This window comes from Kitasatospora sp. GAS1066B (assembly GCF_041262605.1).
Lineage (GTDB): Bacteria > Actinomycetota > Actinomycetes > Streptomycetales > Streptomycetaceae > Kitasatospora.
Genome location: NZ_JBGCCO010000051.1, coordinates 16,366 through 41,997, shown reverse-complemented (window position 1 = coordinate 41,997; position 25,632 = coordinate 16,366). Strand labels below are relative to the sequence as shown.

The 25,632-nt window shown below is 73.5% G+C and carries 17 protein-coding genes; 9 read left to right on the top strand and 8 right to left on the bottom strand.

What is annotated here, in order from left to right; all coding sequences use genetic code 11:
- Positions 1 to 97: 97 nt before the first annotated feature.
- Positions 98 to 1,093 (bottom strand): helix-turn-helix domain-containing protein, encoded by a 996-nt coding sequence (locus tag ABH937_RS35625; RefSeq protein ID WP_280694684.1) that lies wholly within the window; start codon positions 1,091 to 1,093, stop codon positions 98 to 100.
- Positions 1,094 to 1,396: 303 nt separating this feature from the next.
- Between ABH937_RS35625 and ABH937_RS35620 the strand changes: the two genes are divergently transcribed.
- The 3 genes from ABH937_RS35620 (at position 1,397) to ABH937_RS35610 (ending at position 5,624) form a co-directional block, all read left to right on the top strand.
- A complete protein-coding gene (locus ABH937_RS35620; protein ID WP_280694683.1) occupies positions 1,397 to 2,269 on the top strand; it encodes a hypothetical protein in 873 nt (290 codons plus the stop codon).
- Between the two features lie 150 nt (positions 2,270 to 2,419).
- Positions 2,420 to 2,605 (top strand): hypothetical protein, encoded by a 186-nt coding sequence (locus ABH937_RS35615; protein WP_280694682.1) that lies wholly within the window; start codon positions 2,420 to 2,422, stop codon positions 2,603 to 2,605.
- A 109-nt stretch (positions 2,606 to 2,714) separates the two neighbouring features.
- Positions 2,715 to 5,624 carry a helix-turn-helix transcriptional regulator gene (locus tag ABH937_RS35610; protein ID WP_370220645.1) on the top strand — a complete coding sequence of 970 codons (2,910 nt, stop codon included), beginning with the start codon at positions 2,715 to 2,717 and terminating at the stop codon, positions 5,622 to 5,624.
- Positions 5,625 to 5,642: 18 nt separating this feature from the next.
- Here the strand turns inward: ABH937_RS35610 and ABH937_RS35605 are convergent, their stop codons facing one another.
- Complete coding sequence (locus tag ABH937_RS35605) at positions 5,643 to 7,907, bottom strand: SpoIIE family protein phosphatase (protein ID WP_370220644.1); 2,265 nt, start codon at positions 7,905 to 7,907, stop codon at positions 5,643 to 5,645.
- Between the two features lie 336 nt (positions 7,908 to 8,243).
- On the opposite strand from ABH937_RS35605, the gene dacB reads away from it, so the two are divergent.
- The 6 genes from dacB to ABH937_RS35575 are packed head-to-tail and all read left to right on the top strand — an operon-like array spanning position 8,244 to position 15,415.
- Positions 8,244 to 9,797 carry a D-alanyl-D-alanine carboxypeptidase/D-alanyl-D-alanine-endopeptidase gene (dacB, locus tag ABH937_RS35600; protein WP_280694678.1) on the top strand — a complete coding sequence of 518 codons (1,554 nt, stop codon included), beginning with the start codon at positions 8,244 to 8,246 and terminating at the stop codon, positions 9,795 to 9,797.
- The gene (locus tag ABH937_RS35595; RefSeq protein ID WP_370220643.1) at positions 9,791 to 11,446 is read left to right on the top strand and encodes an ABC transporter substrate-binding protein; all 1,656 of its coding nucleotides are present in this window, start codon (positions 9,791 to 9,793) and stop codon (positions 11,444 to 11,446) included. The genes dacB and ABH937_RS35595 overlap by 7 nt, the downstream gene beginning before the upstream one ends.
- Before the next feature lie 32 nt (positions 11,447 to 11,478).
- Positions 11,479 to 12,405, top strand: a complete 927-nt coding sequence (locus ABH937_RS35590; RefSeq protein WP_280694676.1) for an ABC transporter permease — start codon at positions 11,479 to 11,481, stop codon at positions 12,403 to 12,405.
- Complete coding sequence (locus tag ABH937_RS35585) at positions 12,398 to 13,345, top strand: ABC transporter permease (protein WP_370220642.1); 948 nt, start codon at positions 12,398 to 12,400, stop codon at positions 13,343 to 13,345. Before ABH937_RS35590 ends, ABH937_RS35585 begins: the two co-directional genes overlap by 8 nt.
- Positions 13,346 to 13,405: 60 nt before the next feature.
- The gene (locus ABH937_RS35580) at positions 13,406 to 13,852 is read left to right on the top strand and encodes a nucleoside deaminase (RefSeq protein ID WP_280694674.1); all 447 of its coding nucleotides are present in this window, start codon (positions 13,406 to 13,408) and stop codon (positions 13,850 to 13,852) included.
- Positions 13,853 to 13,855: 3 nt separating this feature from the next.
- The gene (locus ABH937_RS35575) at positions 13,856 to 15,415 is read left to right on the top strand and encodes a phytoene desaturase family protein (RefSeq protein WP_370220641.1); all 1,560 of its coding nucleotides are present in this window, start codon (positions 13,856 to 13,858) and stop codon (positions 15,413 to 15,415) included.
- Positions 15,416 to 15,421: 6 nt separating this feature from the next.
- Here the strand turns inward: ABH937_RS35575 and ABH937_RS35570 are convergent, their stop codons facing one another.
- The 6 genes from ABH937_RS35570 to ABH937_RS35545 form a co-directional block, all read right to left on the bottom strand.
- The gene (locus ABH937_RS35570; RefSeq protein WP_370220640.1) at positions 15,422 to 20,497 is read right to left on the bottom strand and encodes an SAV_2336 N-terminal domain-related protein; all 5,076 of its coding nucleotides are present in this window, start codon (positions 20,495 to 20,497) and stop codon (positions 15,422 to 15,424) included.
- Positions 20,487 to 21,518 carry a MoxR family ATPase gene (locus ABH937_RS35565; RefSeq protein ID WP_280694671.1) on the bottom strand — a complete coding sequence of 344 codons (1,032 nt, stop codon included), beginning with the start codon at positions 21,516 to 21,518 and terminating at the stop codon, positions 20,487 to 20,489. The genes ABH937_RS35570 and ABH937_RS35565 overlap by 11 nt, the downstream gene beginning before the upstream one ends.
- A gap of 58 nt (positions 21,519 to 21,576) precedes the next feature.
- Positions 21,577 to 23,346: a trypsin-like peptidase domain-containing protein gene (locus ABH937_RS35560; protein WP_370220639.1), complete on the bottom strand. Its 1,770-nt coding sequence runs from the start codon at positions 23,344 to 23,346 to the stop codon at positions 21,577 to 21,579.
- A 4-nt stretch (positions 23,347 to 23,350) separates the two neighbouring features.
- Positions 23,351 to 23,695, bottom strand: coding sequence for a CU044_2847 family protein (locus ABH937_RS35555; protein ID WP_280694669.1), 345 nt, complete (start codon positions 23,693 to 23,695; stop codon positions 23,351 to 23,353).
- A gap of 84 nt (positions 23,696 to 23,779) precedes the next feature.
- Complete coding sequence (locus ABH937_RS35550; RefSeq protein ID WP_280694668.1) at positions 23,780 to 24,649, bottom strand: aldo/keto reductase; 870 nt, start codon at positions 24,647 to 24,649, stop codon at positions 23,780 to 23,782.
- A 127-nt stretch (positions 24,650 to 24,776) separates the two neighbouring features.
- Complete coding sequence (locus tag ABH937_RS35545; RefSeq protein ID WP_370220638.1) at positions 24,777 to 25,418, bottom strand: hypothetical protein; 642 nt, start codon at positions 25,416 to 25,418, stop codon at positions 24,777 to 24,779.
- Between the last annotated feature and the right edge of the window lie 214 nt (positions 25,419 to 25,632).

Genomic DNA, 25,632 nt, shown 5'->3' with positions numbered 1-25,632 from the left:
GATCCGAGAACCGATCAACCCCCGACGACTTCAACTGACCCGGCCTTGGCATACCCCACCCAACGACCAGAACCCACCAAAGTCACCGGTATTGGCCCTAGATCATGTCCTCGGCCCGGATGCTCCCCTCCGCGATCGCCATCGCGCCCAGCTGGAAGCGGCTGTGGGCGCCGAAGCGGTCGGTGAGGCGATCGGAGAGCCGGCGGACGGTGCGCAGCGAGACGTCCATCTGGCGGGCGGCGGAGGCGTCGGTGAGGCCCTGGGCCCAGAGCCGAAGGATGTGCTGCTCCTGGAGGGAGAGGTGGCCGCCGGTGCGGGGGCGGGCCTCGGTGAGCGCGATGGCCTCGCGCCAGTGGGTGGCGAACAGGGCGGCGAAGGCGTTGACCATCGACTCGGCGGTGCAGACCAGACCGCCCAGCACGGAGCGGAAGGTGCTGACCGGCACCACCAGGTGCTGCCGGTCGATCAGGATCATCCAGACCGGCAGCGAGGGCAGCGTGCGCACACCACCGAGCGTGTCCGTCTTCCACCGCAGGTAGGGCATCGCGGAGTTGTCGTTGCGGGTGCTCTCCAGCAGGACGGCGCGGGAGCGCACGCCGCGCCGCAGCACGGTCTCGTCCAGCGCCCGGGCGGCCTCCAGGACGGAGTCGGTCAGTCGCTCGGTGGGGCCCAGGGTGAGCACCTCCTGCCGGCAGTCCTCGGCCAGTTCGGCCACCCGCCGCCACAGCGCCGCCTCGCCGGACACCCACTCCACGCCGGGCACCTGGCCCTGGGTGCGGCGGCCATGGGTGGCCAGCAGTTGCGCGACCGCCAATCGGCTGTCCTCGAACTGCTGCTGACGCTGCGCCAGTTCGGCCTGCTGGCGGGCCAGCATGGCGGGCAGCCCGACCTCGGGTTCGACCGGCAGCCAGCCGGTGGCCCCGTCGCCGGGGGCGATCAGGTCGAGCCCGGCGAGCTGGCCCAGCGCCTCTTCCACGGACTCGGGACGCCGGTCCAACCGCTCGGCCAGTTTGTGCACATCGGCGCGCGGCTCGGCCACCATGGCCAGGTAGACCTGCTGTGCCACTGAATCGATCCCCAGTGAGGTCCGCATTTCCTACGCTCCTCGATCGTGACCTGTGCGCCGTCGCCAGTTGACGGGCGACCGGCCTCCATGCACTTCAGTTAACGGGGCGTCGGATCGGCGCGGATGCGTAGCGACTACCCATGTTCGTCGGTCCAGCACGACCGAATGCCGCGACGAATGCCGCACGAGAGCCGGGCGGATCCGGGCGGATCCGGGCGCGGCGGCACGGCCCGGGACCTGCCGCAGTACCGCTGGAGAGCCGGCGCAGTCCGCGAATATGGGGTGCTTTCACCCATGCCAGCGGGCGGCGGAAGCGGCAGGTTGGCAAGCATGCACACCACCGCTTTCGCCGACATGCCCTGGGAGCGGGTCGACCTCTCGGCAGCCGAGCTGGATCTGCCCATCGCGGTCGGCGGCTCCACCGCGCCGCACCGTCTGCTGGAGGCGTACCGCCACGGCGCCTTCCCCTTCGCCCGCCATCAGCCGCACCCATCCTGTCCGTACCCGTCCTGTCCGCAACCGTCCTGTCCGCATCCGTCCTGTCCGCGTCCGTCCTGCCCGCGACCGCACTCCGCCGACGCACAGCGGGAGTTGTACGCCCGTCATGTCGCGGACGGCCGGATCACCGCGTTCCCGGGCGTCGAGGACCCCGACGCCTACGCGCTGACCTGGTGGAGCCCGGCCCGCCGCCCGGTGCTCAGGGTCGGCACCGGACAGCTGTCCCGGCGGCTGCGACGCTGGCCGCAGAGCGGGGGACGCTGGATCGCCACCTGCGACCACGCGTTCGCCGGCGTGGTCGACGGGTGCCGGACCGGGGCGGACGCGGGCTGGATCACCGAGCCGTTCCGGGCCTCGCTGCTCAGCCTGCACGCGGCGGGCTGGGCGCACAGCATCGAGGTCTGGCAGGGCGAGGAGTTGATCGCGGGCCTCTTCGGGATCGGGATCGGCCAGGTGTTCAGCGTGGACTCGGCGTTCGGCCGGCTGCCGCAGGCGACCTTGGTGGCCTTCGCCGATCTGAGCCGGCGGCTGCGCGGTCGGGCGACGTTCATCGACACGCAGGTGCCGCACCAGTACACGGCGGCGCTCGACACCCGCTCGATCAGCCGGGCCGAGTACCTGGACACGCTGCTGGCCGTGGACCTGCCGGTGGAACCGCGGCCGGGGGTGCTGGCGGTCGAGCCGTGGCCGACCGAGGCCGACTGACCGATGCCGCGCCCCACCCGGCGAGGAGCCCACTCCCCTACCCATCCCCCATGGGTGCCCGCTCGAAGATATGGGTGAGTCACACCCATGTGGCCGTTCACCTGCGCTGACAGGCTTCTTCTCGAAGCCGGATACGACAGAGAGCAGGCGATGACGATGAAGAAGTTCCAGCTGAAGTCCGCGATCTCCGCCGCCACCCTGAGCGCCCTGGTGCTCCTCGGCGCACTGGGCGCGACCGCCGCAAGCGCCGGTACCGCCTACGCGGACTCCACCTCCACCTGCGTCGTCACCACGACCACCAACTGCCCGGCCGACGGCGGCACCGCCAACGGCTGACGCAACCTCGCGACCGGAACTGAATGTTCGATATTCAAACGGATTCTCGCTGAAATAACCTCAGGACGTGCATACCCCAAGAGGTTTGGGGTAGGTTGCGCGGGTGCAGGTGTCGTCACCGATAGTGATCGGGCGGGAAGCGGAGCTCAGCCTCCTCGACAGCGCGCTCAGCGGAGCACGAGCCGGCCGCGGCGGGGCGGTCTTCATGGTCGCCGACGCGGGCCTCGGCAAGTCGCGGCTCGTTCAGGAGTGCCTCACGATGGCCGCCGACGGCGGGATGGCCGTACTGCGCGGCCGGGCCACCCAGGCCGGCGCGACGGTCCCCTACCGGCCGCTCACCGAGGCGCTGTTCTCGATCGTCCGCTCGGGCGCCGTACCGGACGATCCCGAGTTGGCCCCCTACCGACCGGCGCTGGGACGCCTGATCCCCGAGTGGCGCGACACCCTCCCGTACGAGAGCGACGATTCGCCGGTGGTGTTGGCAGAATCGGTTCTGCGCCTGCTCAACGTGGTCGGCCGCGGGCGCGGTGCGCTGATCTGCCTGAGCGATCTGCAGGACTGCGACGCCGAGACGATGAGCATCGTCGAGTACCTGGTGGACAACCTGGCCGACCTCCCGGTGCTGCTGCTGGCCACGGTCCGTTCCACCCCCTCGCCCGCGCTGAGCCTGGCCCGGTCGAGCGCCCGCCACCGGGTGGCCCGGCTGCTGGAGCTGGCGGCGCTGACGGATGATCAGGTGGCCGAACTCGCCGCCGCCTGCCTGGGCGTCGAGCCGGCCGAGCTGCCGTCGGGCCTGCTCGGCTGGCTCACCCAGAGTGCCGACGGCAACCCGTTCATCGTGGAGGAACTGCTCCGCGGCGGCATCGACTCGGGCGCCCTGGCCCGCACCCGTGAGGGCTGGCGGATGGTCGAGGGCGTGCCGCGCGACATGCCGTCCACGGTGGCCTCCAGCGTGAACGACCGCGCCCGGCGGCTGGGCACCGAGTGGCACACCGCGCTGCAGGCCGCCGCGATCATCGGACGCCGATTCCCGCTGGACGCGCTGCGCCAGGTCTGCGGCCTCGCCGAGGACGAGTTGCACGCGCTGGTGCGGGCCGGGACCAAGGCGCAGTTGCTCGCGCCCTCGTCCAGCGCGCCCGACTGGTGCGCCTTCCGCCACTCGTGGACCGCCGAGGCGCTGGCCAGCGCGGTGCTGCCGGCCCAGCGCCGGGCGCTGGCCGCCGCGGCGGCGAACGCGGTGGAGTCGCTCGACCCCGATCTGCCGGGCGAGCTGTGCCAGTTGGCCGCTCGGCTGCGGCTGGCCACCGGCGACCGGGCGGCCGCCGGGCTGCTCTACGCCCGGGCCGGGCGCCGGGCGCTCGGCGAGGGCGCGGCGGCCTCGGCGGAGCGGCTGCTGGACCAGGCGCTGGAGCTGGTGCCGGCCGACTCGCACCCCGATCGGCGGGCCGAGGTGCTGGAGTCGCTGCTCTACGCGCTGACCGAGGCGGGCGACGTCGAGCGGGCGCTGCGCCGGGGCGCTGACCTGTACGGCTCGGTGCTGCTCTCGCCGCAGCAGCGGGCCGAGTTGCTGACCCGGCTGGCCTGGGTCTGCGTGGTGGGCGGTCACTGGGAGAAGGCCGCGGAGCAGGTGGCGCTGGCCCGCCGGCTGCTCACCGACTCGGCCGTCCCCGGCCAGCTGGCGGCGCTGGACGTGGTCGAGGCGCATCTGCTCACGCTGGCCGGCAGCCAGGGCGACGACCGGGCGACGCGGGCCGAGGAGCTGGCGCTGCGCGCGGTGCGGACCGCCGAGCAGGTCCCGCTGCCGGCCACCGCCTGCCAGGGCCGCCAGGTGCTGGCGCTGCTGGCCCGGCGGCACAGCTTCGACGAGGCGGACGTGCACCTGCGCCACATGTTCGGCACGGCGGACGCGCACGGGTTGCCGATCTGGCGGCTGCGGGCCCAGATCCGGTTGGCCACCAACGAGTTGATGCGCACCGGGGAGGCTGAGCAGATCCAGCTGGCCCGCCAGGCGGCGCTCACCCTGGGCGCGGTCACCGCCGCGGCGCAGGCCGACGCCACGATCGCGATGCAGCAGGTGCTGTACTGCGAGTTCGACCAGGCCGAGGCACTGGCCGATCGGCTGCTGGAGTCGACGGTCCGCATGCACCAGGACGGCGAGTCGCAGTTCTGCCTGGTGATCAAGATCGCGGCGCAGGCGCACCAGGGCCGCCGCGAGGGGATGCGGGCGACGCTGGCCGAGTTCCGCAGGCGCGGCGGCGAGCAGTCCTTCCACGCGCCGGTGGTCTTCGGGCACCGGGCGATCTGCGCGTTGCTGGGCGAGGACCGGCCGGGTGCGGAGGCGGAGATGGCGCGGGTGCGCGAGTGGGAGCGCACGCACCCGACGATCTACTACCAGTCAGGCCGCTACGGGCTGGGCGTGCTGCTCGAGGTGCTGGCCGACCGGGCCGGCGAGGAGCTGCTGGCCGAGACTTCGGCCGCCCACGCCGCACAGCTGAGATGGAACCTGCAGTTCGTGCTGGCAGCTGAGGCCGTCCTGCTGGGCCGCACCGGACAGGCGGCCGCGGCCGCGGCGAAGCTGGCCGAGGCGCGCACCGCTGCCGCACCCTTCCCGATGGCCCGTCATCTGGTGCTGCGGCTGGTCGCCGAGGCGGCGCTGGCCGACGGCTGGGGCGCGCCGGTGGACTGGCTGCGGGCCGCCGAGGAGTACTTCCACGGCAGCGACGTGGCCGCGCTGGCCGGTGCCTGCCGCGCCCTGCTGCGCAAGGCGGGGGTGCGGGTGATGCAGCGCCGCACCGGCAACGAGGCCGTGCCGCCGCAGCTGGCGGGCAAGGGCGTCACCGCCCGTGAGTTCGAGGTGCTGATGCTGCTCGGCGAGCGGCGGGCGAACCCGGAGATCGCCAAGCTGCTCTTCATCTCGCCGCGCACGGTGGAGAAGCATGTGGCCAGCCTGATGGTCAAGTTGGACAGCGCGGACCGCCGGGCGCTGTCCGTCCTGGTGACCGGTCTCGAACTGTCCTGACCCGACTGCCGTTCGAGGTCAGTCGGCCACCGAGCGGACCAGCAGCAGCGCCACGTCGTCGGTGCGGTGCTCGGCCTGCCCCGACTGGTCGATCAGCGTGTCGGCCAGCTGGTCCAGGGGTTCGCCGCCGTGCCGGGCCAGCGTGCTGGTGAGCCTGGCCAGCGCCTGGTCCAGGTCGCCGCCCGGGGTCTCGACCAGGCCGTCGGTGTAGAGCAGCAGGGTGGTGCCGACCGGCAGCCGGATCAGCGTCTGCGGGTACTCGGCGGCCGGGTCGACGTTCAGCACCACGCCGCTGCGCGGGGCGAGCAGCCGGGCCCGGCCGTCGGGGCTGCGCAGCACCGGCACCGGGTGCCCGGCGTCGGCCAGCCAGGCCTGCCGGCGCGGCAGGTCCACCCGCAGGTAGGCGCAGCTGGCGAGCAGGTTGGTGCCCAGGTCGAGGACCAGCCGGTTGGTGCGGGCCATGACGGTGCTGGGGTCGGAGTCGGCGGTGGCGAAGGCGCGCACGGCGGTGCGGATCTGGCCCATCAGCGCGGCCGCGTTGACGTTGTGGCCCTGGACGTCCCCGATCACCACCGCCACCGCGTCGCGGTCGACCCGGATCAGGTCGTAGAAGTCGCCGCCGATGTCCATCCCCTCGGTGGCCGGCAGGTAGCGGGCGGCGGTCCGCAGGCCCGGGATGGTGGGCAGCACGCTCGGCAGCAGGCGGTCCTGCAGGCCGCGGGCCAGCCCCGATTTGGTGTCGTAGAGCCGGGCCCGGTCCAGCGCCTGGGCGATCAGGCCGCCGAGCGCGGTCAACACGGCCCGCTCCTCCAGGGCGAAGCGGTGCGGCTCGGCGAAGGCCAGCACGCAGGTCCCGATCAGCCGCCCGGAGGTGACCAGCGGCAGGTAGGCCCAGGCCGCCATGCCGTCCTGCGTCTCGGGGCGTCCCGCGTAGAGCCGCTCCAGCTCGCCCCGGGTCTCGAAGAAGGCCGGTGCGGGGACGGTCGCGGCCTGCACCCCGGGGGTGGACTCGGTCAGCGGGGTGCCGTCGAACTGATCGACCAGCCCGGGCGGGTAGCCGCGGTGGCCGACCAGCCGCAGCTTGCCGCTCTCGGCCAGCAGCACCGCGACGGCCTGGCCGCCGAAGCCCGGCACGATCTGGTCGGAGACCATGCTCACCACGTCCTGCACGCTGGCCGCCTCGGTCAGCGCGGTGGCCAGGTGCAGGATGTGGTAGAGCGCGCCCGGGCGGGTGTGCGGCATCGGGTCGGCCAGCGGGTCGGACATCGGCGGAGCGTCCGGCAGCGCGCGGTCGGTGACCGCGGCGGCCGCGACCCGCACGGTGACCCCGTATGGGTCGGGGAAGAGCCGGAAGGAGAGCCAGTGGTCCGGCGGGCGCAGCGCGACGAAGGAGGAGGGCTCGCCGCTGATCATGGCGGCCCGGTAGTGGTACTCGTAGATCGGGTCGCGCAGCCACGGCAGCGCCGTCCACGGTTTGACCCCCAGCAGCTGCTCGACCGGCCGCCCGAGCAGGCGCGCGGCCTGCGTGGTGACCAGGGCCAGCCGCCCGTCCAGCCCCAGCGAGCAGACGCCGTCCGGCAGCCGCGCCACCGTCGCGAGGAGCGGGTCGGCGGCGCCGCCGGGCGGGCTGACCGGCACCGGGCGCGGGGCGGGCCGGATCGGCGGATCGGCGCGGGCCAGCAGCTCGGTCAGCCGCCGGGCGATCTCGGCCAGTCCGTGCCGCTCGCGCTGCGACAGCTCGGCGGGGTGCGCGGCCGGCCAGATGAAGAACACCGCCCCGTAGGCGCGCTCGGCCGCGACCAGCGGCGCGGCCGCCAGGCAGAACGCGTACGGCATGCCGACCGCCACTCGCGGGTACCGCCGCGCCATCTCCTCCCCGCCGCCCACCCAGATCCGCGCCCCGGTGCGCACCGCGTCCGTCACCGGGATCGCCGAGGCCAGCGCCACGTGCTGCCAGCCCCGGGTGAACTGGCGGATCGCCCCGAAGCTCAGCGTCAGCTCCAGCACGTCCTCGTCCGGGGAGAGCAGGTAGACCCCGCCCTGGTAGGCGCCGATCAGCTCGGGCGCCGACCGCAGCGGCTCGGCCAGCGCGGCGAGCCGGGCATCGGTCGACGGCTCGACGGCCCCTGCTTCGAGCCGGGCACCGGTCGACGGCTCGACGGCCCCTGCACCGAGCCGGGCATCGGTCGACGGCTCGACGGCCCCTGCACCGAGCCGGGCACCGGTCGACGGCTCGACGGCCCCTGCTTCGAGCCGCGAGGACGTCGGCTGTGACCCGCTCACCGCAACCACCTCGCTCGCGCCGCCGGGCTGCACCCGCGCGACTCCTACCATCTTGGCCCGTCCGGGTGGCAGATGTCCCGGCGCGGCCGCCACGGATCACGCGGACTCGCCGATCGGCCCGGCGAGCGACCCGCTGACCTGCGGGTCGCCGAGCGCGGCACGCAGGCCGGCGGGCCCGCCGCAGACCGGGCGCTGCATGCTCATCGCACAGTCATACCAGCTGACAACAGGTCCGCCGGGCGAGGGAATTCTGGCCTGCGGCGTGTCACCCACCGCCGCCAGGGGCCGCCCGGCGCGAAGGTGGTGTCCCGCAGCCCGTTCGCCCCTGGAGGCCCAGTGCCCAGCATTCCGGCCCGGCGGCTGGCCGCGCCGCTCGCCGCCGTCCTCGTCGCGCTGCTGCTGACCGGCTCCGCACGGAGCGAGGTGCCCGCCACCGCGCCCGGCTCGCTCCGCGCGGACCTGGACCAGCTGCTCACCGACGCCCGGCTCACCGGGGCCGAGACCTCCGTCCTGGTCACCGACGCCGCCACCGGCGAGGTGCTCTACCAGCACGAGCCCGGCGCGCTGATGATGCCCGCCTCCACGCTGAAGACCGTCACCGCGGCCGCCGCGCTCGACCTGCTCGGCCAGGAGCACCGCTTCACCACCCAGGTCCTGGCGGCCGGCCAGCGCACGGCGGGGCAGCTCGGCGGCGACCTGGTGCTGCGCGGCGGCGGTGACCCCAGCCTGTTGCCCGCCGACCTGGACGCGCTGGCCGGCCGGGTGGCCGCCGCCGGGGTCACCGAGGTGACCGGCTCGGTGCTGGCCGACGCCTCCCGCTACGACGACGTCCCGCTCGGCGCCGCCTGGGCCTGGGACGACCAGGCCGCCTACTACAGCCCGCAGATCTCCGCCCTCACGCTGACCACCGACGGCGACGACGACGTGGACAGCGTGCGCCTGACCCTCACCCCCGACGCCTCACCCGGGCACCCGGCGGCGGTGCGGATCACCCCGCCCGAAGCACCGGTGCGGCTCAGCGGGCAGGCCGCCACCGGGCCGGCCGGCAGCGCGGACACCGTCGCGGTGGACCGCCACCCCGGCGGCAACGACCTGGTGCTCTCCGGCAGCCTGCCGGCCGACGCCGGCCCCACCGAGGAGTGGGTGGCGGTGGACGACCCGGCGCGCCTGGCAGCCACCGTCTTCACGGCGGCGCTGGCCCGGCACGGCGTGACGGTGCGCGGCGGGGTGCACACCGGCCAGGCACCGGCGGCTGCCACCGTGCTGGCCGCGCACGACTCGGCGCCGCTCGGCGCGCTGCTGGTGCCCTTCCTCAAGCTCAGCAACAACGGCATCGCCGAGCACCTGGTGAAGGAGATCGGCGTGGTCAGGTCCGGCGACGGCAGTTGGGCGGCCGGGCTGGACCAGGTGCGCGGCTTCCTGCGGCGCAACGGCCTGGAGACCACGGCGGCCCGCCAGGTGGACGGCTCGGGGCTGTCGCGGCAGAACCTGACGACCGGTCAGCGGCTGGTGTCGCTGCTGCGCTTCGCCCGCAGCCAGCCGTGGTTCACCGCCTGGTACGACGCGCTGCCGGTGGCCGGGGACCCGCGCCGGATGGTCGGCGGCACCCTCACCAACCGGCTGCGCGGCACCGCCGCCGAGGGCCGGGTGCACGCGAAGACCGGATCGATGACCGGCGTGGACGCGCTGGCTGGCTACCTGGACCGGGCCGACGGGCGCACGCTCGCCTTCAGCGTGCTGATCAACAACTTCGCCGCCGACAGCCCGCGCCCGGTGATCGACGCGCTGCTGGTGCGGCTCGCCTCCGACGCGGCGGCGGCGCCGCAGCGGGCGGTCCCCGCCGCCCCGCACGACTGGGAGTCCGCCTGCGCGGCGGCCGCCCGGTGCTGACCGGACGCAGGCCCGAGCGACGGTCCGAACGTGGCCCCGGGCGGCGGCTGCTGCCCCGCGCGCTGCTGGCCTTCGCACTGGTGGCCTTCGCGGGCGCCGGCTGCGCGCGCACCGCCGCCGAGGACGACCGGCCCGTCCCGGCCGTCCCCGGCGGCACGTACTCGGTCGCGCTCACCGAGCCCGACCACCTCACCCCCGGCCGCACCACCAGCAGCTACGCCTTGCAGGTGTTGCAGGGCGTCTTCGACACCCCGCTCGCCCTGGACCCGCAGGACGGCCACCCCGTCCCGCTCGCCGCCAGCTCGCTGACCAGCACCGACCAGCAGGTCTGGACCATGACGCTCCGTCAGGGCGCCGTCTTCCAGAACGGCGAGCCGGTCACCGCCGCCGGCTTCGCCGCCGCCTGGGACGCCGCCGCCTACGGACCGAGCGGCTGGGACGCCAACTCCTACTTCACCCAGATCGCCGGCTACGACGACCTCAACCCGCCCGACGGCCGGCTGCCGACCACCCGCCATCTGAGCGGCCTCCAGGTGCTGGACGACCACACGCTTAGGGTCACCCTGAAGGCCCCGTTCAGCCAGTTCCCGATGCTGCTCAGCTTCCCCGCCTTCGCCCCGCTCCCGCAGGCCGCCTTCACCGACCCGGACGGATTCGACCTGCACCCGGTGGGCAACGGCCCGTTCCAACTGGACGGCCCCTGGCGGCACAACCAGCGGATCGACCTCAAGCGGGCCGCCTCCTACACCGGCCCGCGCCCCCCGATGGCCGATGCCGTGCACTTCAGGATCTTCACCAGCAAGGACACCGCCTTCACCGAACTGCGGGCCGGCCACGTCGACTTCGTCACCAGCGTGCCCGCCGCCCGGGCCTACGAGGCCAAGCGCACCTTCGGCCGGCACTACGCGGTGCGGCCCAGCGGCACGATGGACTACCTCGGGCTGCCGATCTGGGATCCGCGCTACGCGAACCCGCAGCTGCGCCGGGCGATCTCCATGGCGATCGACCGCCCGGGCATCACCCGGGCCATCTACAACGAGGTCTTCACCCCGGCCGACTCGCTGGTGGGCGCCACCATCCCCGGCCACCGCGCGGGCGCCTGCGGCGAGACCTGCGAGTACCGCCCCACCGAGGCCAGGCAGCTGTTCCAGCAAGCCGGCGGGTTCACCGGCACCTTGGCGCTGTACTTCGCCAACTCCGATCCCACGTACCTGCAGTGGATGACGGCCGTGGCCAACGAGCTACGGCAGAACCTGGGCATCCGGGACGTCGCGCTGCGCACCATGGCCGCCGCCGACCTCGGCCCGATCCTCAACCACCATCAGGCCACCGGGCCCTACCGGCAGAACTGGGTCGCCGACTACCCCAGCGAGCAGAACTACCTGGCCGGGCTGCTCGGCCCCGGCACCCGCTCGGGCTGGTCCGACCCCGCCTTCAACGCCCTGCTCGCCCAGGGCGACGCCGCCGCCACAGCCGAGCAGAGCATCGCCCACTACCACCAGGCCGAGGACCTCGCGCTCCAGCAACTGCCGCTGATCCCGCTGTGGAACTGGCAGGACCAGACCGCCTGGAGCGGCCGGGTGGGCAACGTCCAGCTCGACCCGTACGCGGCCGGGTTGCGCCTGGAGCAGATCACGGTCCGTCATTGACCGTCGTCAGAAAGAGATCAGAAAGAGAACTGATGGGTCGCTATCTGCTACGCCGACTGCTGTACACCGTCCCCGTGCTGTTGGCCACCACCTTCCTGATCTACACCCTGGTCTTCGTGCTGCCCGGCGACCCGATCCAGGGCCTGGCCGGCGACCGGCCGGTGCCGGCCTCGGTGCTCGCCGAGCTGCGCCACCGCTACCACCTGGACCAGCCGCTCTTCGTGCAGTACGCCGCGTACCTGCGCGGGCTGCTGCGCGGCGATCTGGGCCGCACCTTCACCGGCGAGCCGGTGGCCCAGGCGCTGGCCGGGCGCTGGCAGGTGACGCTGCGCCTGGGCCTGACCGCCTGGTTGCTGGAGGCCGGCCTCGGCACCGTGCTCGGGGTCTGGGCCGGGCTGCACCGGGGCCGCTGGGCGGACCGCCTGGTGCTGGGCGGCACCACCCTGGTGATCGCCGTGCCCGTCTACATCCTCGGCTACCTGGCCCAACTGGTGCTCGGCGTGCGGCTCGGCTGGTTCCCGGTCTCCGGCACCGACGCCGGCTGGCCGACCGCCTACCTGCTGCCCGGCCTGGTGCTGGCCTCCTTCGGGGCCGGCTACGTCGCCCGGCTCACCCGCACCTCGCTGCTGGAGCACCTGCGCGCCGACTACGTGCGCACCGCGACCGCCAAGGGGCTGCCCCGGCGGCGGGTGGTGGTGCGGCACGCGCTGCGCAACTCGCTGCTCCCGGTGGTCACCTTCCTCGGCGTGGAGCTGGGCTCGCTGCTGGCGGGGGCGGTGGTCACCGAGTACATCTTCAACCTGCCGGGGATCGGCCAGCAGGTCTTCCAGGCGATCCAACTGCGCGAGGGGCCGACGGTGGTGGGCGTCACCACGGTGCTGGTCCTGGTCTTCTGCCTGGCCAACCTGACGGTCGACGTGCTGTACGGGCTGCTCGACCCGCGGATCCGGCATGACTAGTCCGGCCGAGGTGCCCGCCGCGCCCGGCTCACCCGAACTCGGCTCACCCGAACTCGGCGCGCCACCGCCGCCCGACCTGCTGCTGCCACCGGCCCGGCCCACCCTGCGCCGGCCACGCCGGCTGACCGCCCGGCCCGGCCTGCTGGCCTGCGCCGCCTTCCTGCTGCTGGTCGCGCTGATGGCGCTCTTCCCGGACCCGTTCATCGCCCTGCTCACCCATGACAGCGGGCGCTGCGAGCTGATCGACGCCCGGGTCGGGCCGAGCCCGGACCACCCGTTCGGCTTCGACACCCAGGGCTGCGACTACCTGGCGCAGATCGTCCGGGGCAGCCGCCCGCCGCTGCTGATCGGCCTCGCGGTGACCGCCGGGGCACTGGCCCTGTCGGTGCTGCTCGGCCTGCTGGCCGGGTTCTACGGCGGCTGGGTGGACGGCCTGCTCTCGCGGACCACCGACGTCTTCTTCGGCCTGCCGTTCCTGCTCGGCGCCACGGTGATCCTGGTCGCCTTCCCCGGTCACGGGCTCGGCGCCATGACGCTGGTACTGGTGGTGCTCGGCTGGACCACCATGACCAGAGTGATGCGGGCCCAGGTGCTCGAGGTGAAGGACGCCGAGTACGTCCGGGCCGCGCGCGCCACCGGGGCGGGCCCGTTGCGACTGATGCTCCGTCACATCCTGCCGAACGCCGTGACACCGGTGGTGGTGGTCGCCATGCTGAACGTCGGGAACGTCATCTCGGGCGAGGCCACCCTGGACTTCCTGGGCGTCGGGCTGCAGTATCCGGCCCTCTCCTGGGGGCTCCAGCTGAACGCCGCGCAGGCCTACCTGCTCGACTTTCCGCATCTGCTGCTGTTCCCGGCGCTGTTCCTGTCGGGCACCGTGCTGAGCCTGCTGCTGCTCGGCGACGCCGTCCGGGACGCCTACGACCCGACCCTGCGGTGACCGTCGACCGCCGGCGGCGCAGCATTGCCCTGTGGTGCCACCGTCAGGGAGAGTGGTGACATGGCGACGGACCCGCGGACGATGCTCTCGGTGGCACTGGCGGAAGCCCGGCTCGGCCTGGCCGAGGGCGGCATCCCGATCGGCGCGGCGCTCTTCGGCGCCGACGGCGAGTTGCTCGGGCGCGGCCACAACCGCCGCGTGCAGGACGGCGATCCGTCCATGCACGCCGAGACGGCGGCCTTCCGCGCGGCCGGCCGACTGCGCGGCTACCGGCGCACCACGATGGTCACCACGCTGTCGCCCTGCTGGTACTGCAGCGGACTGGTGCGGCAGTTCGGCATCGGGCGGCTGGTGGTGGGCGAGGCCGAGACCTTCCACGGCGGGCACGACTGGCTGGCCGAGCACGGGGTGCGGGTGACCGTCCTCGACGACGCCGAATGCGTCACGCTGATGCGGGAGTTCATCGCCGCCCGACCCGAACTCTGGTCCGAGGACATCGGAAGGTGACAGGTGCCCGCTGAACTCCCCCACTACGACGCGGTGATCGTCGGCGGCGGCCACAACGGACTGGTCGCCGCCGCCTACTTGGCCGGGGCCGGGCGCAACGTGCTGCTGCTGGAGCGGCTGGCGCACACCGGCGGGGCTGCCGTGTCCAGCCAGGCCTTCGCCGGCCTGCCCGCCCGGCTCTCCCGGTACTCCTACCTGGTCAGCCTGCTGCCACGCAAGATCGTCGACGAGCTGGGCCTGCGCTTCGCGGTGCGGCGGCGGCGCATCTCCTCGTACACGCCGGCCGTGCGCGAGGGCCAGGCCACCGGCCTGCTGGTGGACCACGCGGACCAGGCCCGCACGGCCGCCTCGTTTCACGAACTGACTGGCTCGGAGCGCGAGTTCAAGGCCTGGCAGGAGTTCTACGGGATGACCGGGCAGGTGGCCGAGCGAGTCTTCCCCTCGCTCACCGAGCCGCTGCCGACCCGCGCGGAGCTGCGCCGGCGGGTGGGCGACGAGGCGGCCTGGACGACGCTCTTCGAGCGGCCGCTCGGCGAGAGCGTGGAGCGGCATTTCGCCGACGACCTGGTCCGGGGCGTGGTCCTCACCGACGCGCTGATCGGCACCCAGACCTGGGCGCACGACCCGTCGCTGCGACAGAACCGCTGCTTCCTCTACCACGTGATCGGCGGCGGCACCGGCGACTGGGCGGTGCCGGTCGGCGGCATGGGCGCGCTCACCGACGCGCTGGCCGACGCGGCCCGGGCGGCCGGCGCCGAGCTGCGCACCGGCTGCGAGGTGACCGCGGTGGCCGCCGACGGCGCCGCCGCCGAGGTCACCTACCGTGACGAGGCGGGCGACCACCGGGTCGACGCCCGCTGGGTGCTCTGCAACGCCGCGCCGCACACCCTGGCCCGGCTGCTCGGCGAGCCGCCGGCCGAGCCGGTCCCTGAGGGCGCGCAGCTCAAGGTCAACATGCTGCTGCGGCGGCTGCCCCGGCTGCGGGACCGCTCGGTGGACCCGCGCGACGCGTTCGCCGGCACGCTGCACCTCGCCGAGTCCTACCGCGAGCTGGCCGCCGCCCACCGGCAGGCCGAGGCCGGACGGCTACCCGATCCGGCCCCCTCCGAGCTGTACTGCCACTCGCTCACCGACCCCTCGATCCTCGGCCCCGAGCTCGCCGCCCAGGGCTACCAGACCCTCACCCTCTTCGGCCTGCACCAGCCGGCCCGGCTCTTCACCGCGGGGACGACGGCCGAAGCCGCCCTCCAGGCCGTGCTGGCGCCGCTGGACGCCGTCCTCGACGAACCGCTCGCCGACTGCCTGGCCCTGGACGAGCACGGGCGCCCCTGCCTCGAGGTGAAGACCCCGCTGGACCTGGAACGCGAACTCGGCCTGCCCGGCGGCAACATCTTCCACCGCGACCTGGCGTTCCCGTACAGCGACGGTGACGGCGCCGCCGACCGCTGGGGCGTGGCCACCGCGCACCCGAACGTACTGCTCTGCGGCGCGGGCGCGGTGCGCGGCGGCGGCGTCAGCGGCATCCCGGGGCACAACGCGGCGATGGCGGTGCTGGAGCGCTGACGCGCTTCAGGGTGCCGGGTCTCGTGCCTCGGAAGGCTGCTCGATGCGGTAGTGCCGTGAGACCAGCGGGCCGGTCGCGGACCTCCCCGCTGCCGACCCGGCCCACCGGGCCAGCAAGCCGCGCAGCTCGTCCACTCCACCGGGGTGGGCCTCCAGCCGGTGCTGGATGCGAATGCTCCACTCGGCAATGGCCACCTCAGCACGCGCGCCGACCCGTGGGCGGGCTGCGAGAGTCTGCATACGCAGCAGGTCAAGCTCCTCCGCTGCCGACGCCTGGAGGCGACCGGCCCCGCGCCAGAGCTGAAGCAGCCCGTCCCGACATTCCGGCCACTCGTCCGAATCCGCCAGGCGGACGAGCGAGACCGCTGCGGCGCGGGCGAGAGCGGCCGCTTCCGCCGTAATCCCACGGCCTGAGCGGCGGACCAGGTCTGCGACGCTCCAGCGTGGTCGCGCCGTGAGCAGCTCACCGGCGGTGCGAACCCGGTGCGGCAGGAGACCGCAGTCGGTGACCACCTGGAAGGCTGCCTCCGGCTCCGCCGCCACCCGCTGCGGTCCGACGATCGCCGAGAAGAGCGCCAGCGCCTCCCGAGGCGTCAGCACCGGGACTTCCACCAATCGCGCTTCATGGATGCCAGTGAGACTCGAAGGGCTGGTGGCCAGCACGATGCTGCCGACGCCCCTGGGGAGGAGCGGCATGAGCTGGTCCCGATCCTTCGCGTCGTTCAGCAGGATGAGCATCTGCCGGTCGGCGAGCAGTGAGCGGTAGAGCGTGACGCGCTGGTCAAGCCGGCCGGGAGGAGTCGCCACGCCCAAGGCCTCGAGGAACCCGCCGAGGACGGCCGCCGGGTCGGCCGGCCCAGCACCGCTGCCACCGAGATCGGCATACAGCTGTCCGTCAGGAAACGACGATCGCAGGCGGTGCGCCAGGCGGACGGCAATGGCCTTCTTGCCCACCCCTTCGACTCCGACCAGCAAGGTCACCGCTGGAACTGCCCCGGATCGGCCGGTGAGGTCATCCTCAAGGCGACCCAGCAGTTCCGCCCGCCCGGTGAAATCGGCCATGTCGGGCGGAAGTTGGGCAGGCTTGGAGCGGCTTCGCGGTTCGCCGACGGGTGGCGGCGCACTCGGGGCCACGGCCATGAGATCAGGGTCTCCGGCCAGGATCCGCCTGTGCAAGGCTGCCAGGGCCGGGACCGGCTCGACTCCCAACTCCGCGACCAGCAACCTGCGGGTCTCCGCATAGACGGCGAGCGAGTCCGCCTGCCGCCCGCACCGGTAGAGTGCGAGCATCAGCAGCTCGCGCAGCCGCTCGTGCAGCGGATGCTCGCTGGAGAGCGCGACGAGTTCGACCGTGATCTCGTCGTGCAGGCCGAGTTCCAACGCCACCGCGAACCTCTTCTCAGCTGCGGTGATATGACGCTCCGTCAGAATCCTGCGCTGCCTGTCGACGTACGGACCCGGGATGCCCGCGAGCGGGCTGCCCTGCCACAGCGACAGGGCAGAGACCAACAACTCGTATGCGGTCCCCAGATCTTGGGCCTCCAGTGCCGCAGCAGCCTCGTCCATTCCTCGGTCGAAAGCGGACAGGTCGAATGCCGTGGGCGGAATCCGCAGCATGTACCCGTCCCGACTCGACAGCAGGACTTTCGCCGGCTCGCGAGGCGCCCGATCGGGTTCGAGGACCGAACGCAAACGCGACATATACCCCCGCAGCACCCCGACGGCCTGCGGCGGCGGCTGGTAGTCCCATAGGCCTTCAACCAGGGCCTCGGTCGTCACGGGCTTGCCGTGGTTGAGCAGGAGCGCGGCGAGCACCGCCTGCTGCCGCAGTGGGCCGAGGGCCAGCACCTGGTCTCCACGCCTGACCTCCAGCGGGCCGAGCACCGAGAAGCTCAGGCCTTGATCGTCGGACACGTCAGCCCCCGCCCAGGCTGCCGACAGGCCGGAGGGCAGCAGCAGGCCCGGGTCGCGGGCCAACATGCGGGCGTGCAGCCTGGCGAGCTCCGGTCCCGCCTCGGGGCCGAGTTGCTGGTTCAGGGCATACCGAGCCAGCGCTTCCTCCCGTCGGCCACTGCGGTAGAGCGCCAGCATCAGGAGGCCGACCAGCCGCTGCCGCCGCGGGTAGTCAGCAGCGAGCACCTCCAGCTCGACAACGGTCTCGACTGCCCGGCCGAGCAGCAACTCACACTCCATCCGGTCCTCTTGCGCGTCCAGCCAGCGCTCGACCAGGCGCCGCCGCTCGGCCTCCGCGTACGGTCCGGGCACACCCTCCAGCGGCGTCCCGCCCCAGAGCTCGAGCGCGTCGAGGAGGTGCTGTCGGGTGGCACCGACGTCACCCGCCGAGCGGGCCGCGTCAGCTGCAGCCAACTGCCGCTCGAAGAGCAGCGCGTCGACATGGTCCGGGTCGATCCGCAGGAGGCAGCCCCCGTCCGATACGACCAGCAGCCCACCCACCGCCTCCGGGAGTTCACCGCGCAGAGCAGCCCGCAGGGTCAGCACATGGTGCAGCGTCTCAGCATGCGTCCAGCTCTCCCCCAGCAGGCCGGCGAGGTCCTCGAAGGACACCTGACGGCCTGCGCTCATCAACAACGGGACGAGCAAGGCCACCTGGTCCGAGTCAAGGACGAGGAGGCGTCGCCCGCTCCAAACGCGGACCGGTCCGAGCAGCTTGAAGCTCGGCGTGCGCTCCGGGGCGTCGCCGGGTGCACGGAGGACGTCCCGCGCGGCAAGGCGGCGGCCCACCTCAGCCGCGTCAGCCGGCCGCAGGCGCGGGTTCTGCTGCAACAGGTCGAGGATGAGCAGCTCCAGGGTGTGGGACACCTCGGGCCGGAACTGGGCAACGGGCCTGAGGCGGCCCGGGACATGAGGGTCGCTGTACGGCCGCACGCCGGTGACCATCTCGTAGAGGACGCAGCCGAGTGAGTACAGGTCGCTGCGATGGTCGGGTCGTGCACCGCGCACGTGTTCTGGCGCCAGGTAGCCGGTCTCGCCCGCCGCCGATCGGCCGATCCAGTCGATTCCGAAGTCGCGGAGAACGGCTTCGCCGCTCGCGCGGAACAGGATGTTGGCGGGTGTGAGGTGACCGTGAACCACGTGCTGGGAATGGAGGTATTCCAGCGCGGCGGCCACCTGCTGCCCGATCGCCACCGCCTGCGCCAGCGCGATCGGCCCGCCGGCATCATGCAGCACAGTCCGTAGGTCAGGCCCCTCGACTGCCTCCAGCGCGAGGAAGTACAAGTCGCCGTGGACTCCGGCGGCGTACGTTTCCACGACCCCTGGGTGGTGCAGCCCCCCGAGCGCCTCGGCCAGTCGGAGGAACGTGGCGGGCGACGGCACCGACCGGTCCGCAGCGCGTTCGGCCGACAGGCGGAAGAGCTTGACGGCGACCGGCTGCCCGTCCGCCTCGTCCACGGCCTGCCAGAGCTCGCCCGTGCCGCCTCGGCTGATCCGCTCGACCAGCCGGTACTGACCGTCCACCAGGTCGGTTCGCCCCTCCCGCTCCGGTGCCGACCCCGCCGCCCCCCGCAGCAGCTCCACCGTCTCCGCGCTGACCAGCGCGAACGGCGCCCCGTGCGGCACGCCCTCGCCCGCTCCCCCGCCCCCGTCGCGCGCCGCGACCAGCGCCCGGAACTCCCCGGGGACCGCCCCCGCCCGCTCCTCGATCGCGCCGCTGACCCGCTCCAGTAGGTCGGCCGTGTGCGCGACCGCCGACCGCGGCAACGTCCGCAGCAGCACCGAGCGCACCCCGGGCCGGAACTCGTACCACCCTTCACTGCCCTGACCGGTTTTCAGCATCCCGCTGAGGATCACCTCCGCGAGTTGCTGCGGCTGCGGCTGCCGCTCGACCTCGGCCTGCACCAGCCGCATCAGCGGAAGGTACGCCTCCCCCACCGCGAGGTGGCCGGCGAGCCGGAACGCCTCCGGGGAGGCCAGGGCCCGGAACCGCAGCACCAGGTCCTCGGGGGCCAGGCTCGCGAAGTCCGCATCGTCCACCGCCTCTTCGCCGCCCACCGTCGACGGTGGCGTCGGGCCCAGCCAGGCCGCCGCACCCGGCACCTGCGTGCCGCCGTGCCCGGCCACCAGCGCGGCCCAGTGCGAGAGCCAGCCGGCAGTCGGCTCCAGCACCGGCAGCAGAACAGCACGGTCGACGCGGCCCGTCCCACGGTAGGGGGTGAACCGGAGCGTGGAGTTGGGCGCCGCCGGGCCTCGGGCGGCCAGCAGGCCGGCGACGGCGGGCAGCGCGGTGCGCCGCCACAGGCGCTCCGGCAGCGGCTGCACGACGGCGACCGGCAAGCCGGCCGTCCAGCGCTGCAGGGTGCGGTACCAGCGGTCACCGGCCGCGCCTGCCCGCCACTGCGGTCCCATGCAGTCGCTCAGCACGATCGCCACCGTCCGGCCCCGGGCAGCGCCGCCGCGCTGGTCGCCGCGCAGCGCCCCGTCCGCCGTGACGCGGGCCGAGCGGATGGTGCGGAAGGCGCCGGTCTGGGCGATGGTGCGGTGCAGATCACGCACCAGAGGGCGCCACATGTGCATGGTCGGGCCGTCGTCGAAGACGAGCAACAGGTCCAGCCAGCGCTCGCTGCTGGGGCGCAGGACCGGCAGCCAGGAGCCCGGCCCCGCCCCTTGCGCGGCGATCCGGTGGGCGGTGCGGTCCTCGTCGAGGTCCCAGCCGGCCGGTGCGGGGACCAACCGCTTGAGCGGGCGCAGGGCCCGCTGCAGCGGCAGGGGGTGGGCCAGCATCGGCGCAACGGGCGTGAGCAGCGGCTGGTGCGGGCCGGCGGGATCGGCTGCGGTGCGGCCGGCGGCCGACCGTTTGCCGACGTGCAGCGGCATCCGGGGCGCACCCGGCCCGGCACTCTCCCCCACCGGCGCGGGGGCCGGCGGCAGCCCCTCCTCGCCCCTCCCGTCCACCGTGCCGGCTCCGGTGCCCGGTTCACTCCCGGCCGGCGCACCGGCCGGTGTGCCTCGCCGCTGTCCGGCCAGCCAGATGAGCTCGGCCAGCTCGGTGCCGGTGGGCCGCCGCCCACCGGCCCGGGCGAGCAGATCGGCGAGCCGGGCCAGCGCCGGGAGTTCAGAGGCCATCGGAGTCCGCTTCGGAGCTCAGATAGGCCATCAGGCTCTCCGCCAGGCCTTCGCGCGACTCGGCCTCCAACCCGGCGGCACCGGTCAGATAGATCGCGTTGAGCAGTTGGTCCGTCGCCAACTCGCCGTCGCTGCTGCGCTCCAGGAACTTCTCGATCATCCAGTGGGTGTTCTCGTCCAACTCGCCCAGGTGCGCGCGGACGATCTCCTCCAGGTGCGCCGGTCCGGGGCGGCGCAGCCGCAACGTGACGCAGCGGCGCAGGAACGCGGGCGGGAACTCGCGCTCCCCGTTGCTGGTCAGCACGACGAACGGGAAGGCCCGGCAGCGCACCTGACCGCGCCGCAGCGGGACCCGCCGGTCGCTGCCGAAGGCCATCACCTGAGCCGCGGGGGCCTGGCGCGCGAGCCGGACGAGTTCCGGGATCTCGTACTCGCCCTCCTCCAGGATGTTCAGCAGGTCGTTCGGCAGGTCCAGATCGCTCTTGTCGATCTCGTCGATGAGCAGCACCCGGGGGCGCTCGTAGGGAAGCAGCGCGGTGCCGAGCGGGCCGAGCCGCAGATGGTCCTCGATGGCCTCGCCGTCGCCTCCGCTCGGCCCCTCACCGGGCGGGACAGCACCGGCCGCGCGGCTGGCGGCATACAGCCGGGAGAGCGGATCGTACTGGTAGAGCCCGTCGCCGAGCGTGCTGCGGCTGGTGATGTTCCAGCGGAGCACCGGTCCCAGGCCCAGTTCACGCGCCACCGCGTAGGGCAGGCTGGACTTGCCGCTGCCCGGCGGGCCGGTGATCAGCAGCGGGCGCCGCAGGTAGAGAGCGGCGTTGACCAGTTGCACGCTCTTCTCGGTCGGCTTGTAGGTGCGCGCCCGGTGCACCTGGTCCGGCGAGGCCTCGGTGTCCCCCTCCGCTGCGGGCGGCGGCAGCGCGGGCCCGCCGTTGAAGGCCCGCCAGGGCGGCGGCGGGGGCAACTGCGCGATGCCGTCGTGCGGTTCCGACGCACCGGTGAAGATCGGCCACAAGGACATGCTCTGCTCCAACACTCGCTCCAGGCATAGGACTTCGGGCTCAGCCGCACCGCGCCGGTCAGCTCACCGGGGACCGCCGGTAGTCGCCCGGCTCGGGGAACCAGCGCGGGTCCTCCCAGAGGAGCACCAGGTCCTGTGCCCAGTGCGGATGCTCGCCCTCCTCGACGAAGGCCCGCTCCCTGAGCTGCCGGACATGGCCGGGGAGGTCGGCCGGGCGGATGTCGACCAGCTGCTGTGACAGCTCGTCAAGAAAGGCCCGCCCCTGGCAGTCCCCCTCGCCCTCACCCGAATGACCTCCCGCGCAGCCGAGGCGCGGCCACACCATGATCGGCACGGCGGCGTTCAGCCCCGCCTCGAGCAGCCGCTTGGCGCCGGAGCCCGCAGGCGGCGCTGCGAACCCCACCAGCTCGTGCTTCGATCGGAGTTGGACCGTGAGCTTCCCCGGATCCGGCCTGCTGCCGCATTCGATCCGGTGCACCACGGACGCGGATTCCCGGTCCAGCAGCTCCCACTTCTGCTGGATCTTGTACTGGAGTGCCCCGCTGCGCCGCCGGTCCAGGTCCATCAGGACAAGCGGCGAGAAGCACCCCAGCGGAGTCGCGTCGCCCTTGGCGCGGTGCCAGCGGTCGATCGGCTGGTTGAGCCACTCGCGCGGCACGGCGAACGCGATCAGTTCCTCGCTGCCGCGGTCGAGTTCCCGGAACGCCTCGTCGATCTGCTCCAGCACGTATGCGCGGATCTTGCCCTTCGGGAGCGTCCGGGTGCCCACCACCCGGCGGCAGCCGTCCCGGAACGCCGAGACCTCCACCAGGAAGGTGTTGCGGTCCGCCCCGCTGCGGTCGATCTCCACCAGGATCGGCGACCAGCGCGCTCCGGTCCGCGCGGGCCCGCCGGCCTCGGCGGTCGCGCCGGCCGCGGGCCGGGCCACCGGCTCCGGTCGGTGCCGCCGGGCCCACTCCCGCAGCCGGTACCGGATGCCCGGGTCCTCGATCCGGTCCGCCAGGCAGCCGGCGAACTCGGCCACCGGCGAGCGGTCCGGTGCCGCCGCCACCTCGGTCATCACGTACCAGGCGACGTCCCACAGTGAGCGGAACCCCTCGGACAGGTGCGCGGGGCCCAGCGGCCCGACCGCGCTGCTGTACAGGCTCTCCAGCGAGTACTCGGCTGGCAGCCCGCCCGCCTGCTCCAGCAGCTCGCGCAGCTGCTGCTTGCTGCCCGTACCGAACCCCGGGGTCGGTATCGCATCCGCCAGCGGCGGCCAGTACCTGGCCAGGACCTGGACCGGCAGCATGCGCCCGACCCGGACGTCCGGCTCGTTCGAGGCGGCCGAGACCATGCCCGCCACCCGACCGGACTCCGCCAGGACCGCGGCCGCCCCGCTGAACCCCGAGGCGAGCGCGTGACCGTAGCCGGTCCACGCCTCCAGTTGCACCCACTCGTCGGCGCTCAACTGCCGCGTGGTGGCCCGGGATTCGGCCAGCGTTCCCTCGTCGTAGCCGACCGGGAAGCCATAGCTGACCAGTTTGGGCGACGGAAACGCGTACGCCGCCTGCGGGTCGGCGAAGTCGGCCGGCCTGATGTCGACCGGACGCTCGAGCTCCAGCACGGCGACATCGCCCGGATCCGCCGCCCCGCCCGCCCATTCGCCGCGCAGCACCACGGTGGCGCCGATGGTGCCCAGTTCGGCGTGGGCCGCGAAGTACGCATCCGCCCGGTCGTCCCCGGCGACCACGTGGGCGCACGTCATCACGTGCCGGTCGGAGATCAGGAACCCCGCCCCGATCTCGCCGCGGCAGACCACCTGAACGTGCCAGGAGTTGGCGCCCACCTGCTCACCGGCTCCCGGTCGTCGCCTCGCGCTCGCCGGGTGCCCATGAGAGCTTCACGACGAGATGCCCCTCCACCGCGCTCTTGGCGATCACCGCCCCGGCCTCGGCGGTCAGCTTGACCCCGAACTCGATCTCCACCGAGTCGGGCCGGAGTTCGCCCTCACGGAACACCCGCAGTGCGGACTCCGCCGCACTGTGGATGTTCCGCAGCGCCTTGTCGAAGGTCCCGGTGGCCTGCGCGAGGGCGTCGTCGGCTCGCGATACCGGCCGGGAACCCGGCCGCCGGTCGTCCATCTCGACGACCACGTCGGCGCCACTGTCCGTCTTGAACTGAACCAGCGTGTCCACCAGACCCCCCACCATTCCAAGCATCGTGTGCCCGTCATTCTGTCGGACGGTATGGCCTGCCGCCACCAGCTGGCTGACCGGCCGTCAGACGGCGTCGGCCAGGGCCTGGAACTCCTCGTCGGTCAGCGTCAGCAGCGCGGCCGCCGTGTTCTCCTCCAGGTGCGCGACGCGGGAGGTGCCGGGGATCGGCAGCAGCACCGGGGAGCGGCGGAGCAGCCAGGCGAGGGCGAGCTGGGCGGGACTGGCGCCGCGGTCCTTGGCGATGGTGTCGAGCGGGCCGCCGGGGCGGGCGAGGTCACCGGTGGCGACCGGGTACCAGGGGATGAAGGCGATGTTCTCGGCCTCGGCGTAGGCGAGCACCGCCTCGGAGCGGCGGTTGGCCAGGTTGTAGAGGTTCTGCACGGAGACGATCTCCGCGATCGCGCGGGCCTCGACCAGTTCCTCGACGCTGACCTCGGAGAGGCCGATGTGGCGGATCTTGCCCTCCTGCTGCAGCAGCACGAGCTCGCCGAGCTGGTCGGCCAGCGGCACCTGGGGGTCGATGCGGTGCAGCTGGTACAGGTCGATCCGTTCGACACCGAGGTGCCGCAGGCTCAGCTCGGTCTGCTGGCGCAGGTACTCGGGGCGGCCGACCGGACTCCAGGCGTCCGGTCCCGAGCGGGTCAGCCCGCCCTTGGTGGCGATCACCAGGTCGTCGGCGTAGGGGTGCAGCGCCTGGCGGATCAGCTGCTCGCTGACGAACGGCCCGTAGGAGTCGGCGGTGTCGATGAAGGTGATGCCCAGCTCGACCGCGCGGCGCAGCACCCGCACCGCCTCGGCCGGGTCCGCCGGGTCGCCCCAGATGCCGGGGCCGGTGAGCCGCATGGCCCCGAAGCCGAGCCGGTTGACGGGCAGGTCCCCGCCCAGGGCGAAGGTGCCGGACGCATCGGCGGGACGCGTGGTGGTGGCGCTCATCAGGAGACTCCCGAGCTCGGTAGGAGTGAATGGTGACGCGGGCAGCCTAGGCCCTGGTGCCAGTCCCCGCGCCGGAGGGCGACGGGCTGACAGGCCGTCAAGATGGTCACCGAGCTGTCCTGGGGGCTTACAGCTCCCCGGTCCCCCGCCGGTGCCCGCGCCCCGACCAGCCCGGCTCGACCCGCTCCCAGGCCAGCTCCCAGTCGCGCTCGGCCCGGTGGTCCAGCGTGTGCCGTCGCACCCGGTAGCCGACCAGCGACACGGCGCCGAACCCGCTCAGCGCGCCGATCCCGTACAGCGCGGCGGCGGTCGCCAGCTCGCTGTCGGGCTGCGGCGGCGCGGCCGGAGCGCCGTCGTCGTCGACGAAGAGCGGCACCTGGCCGCCCCGCGGGGTGCCGATCGGCACCCCGATCACGCCGGTGTGCGGCACCGACTGCGGGTAGGTCCAGGCGGCATCGGCCTGCGCCGCCCACGGGGAGCGCGCGGGGCTGTCGGTGGCGGCGCTCAGCGTGGCGGCGGTGACCTGGTGGCGGTGCAGCGTGAGCTGCCGCGCCTGCGCCCGCATGCCACCGAGCAGGATCAGCGCGACCAGTGTCCCGACCGCGACCGCCAGCACCATCGCCGCCGCCAGCGCGATCAGCAGCCGGCTGCGCGAGCGGTCCACCGGACGGCACAGGGGGCTGTCGTCCCGGCCGAGCGCGCGCCGCACCTGGCGCGCCAGAGGCGTGCCGGCGCCGGCATGCCTGTGCGAGACGGATGCGCTGGACATGGCGCACCTCCTGACTGCCGGGTCGCGACCGGCAGGTTCCTGCTCCCGGACCCGCGGGGCGTTCGCCGCGCGGACCGGCAGCCGTCCCCTGCTCGGTCTCCACCTCTCAGTCTGTGCCCACCGGCCGCCTTCCTCCACGGGCGGCGGTCCCGGCCGTCCAGGAACGCCTGTCAGCGGTGCCGGCCGGGCCGAGCCGCGACGGGCGCCCGGCCGG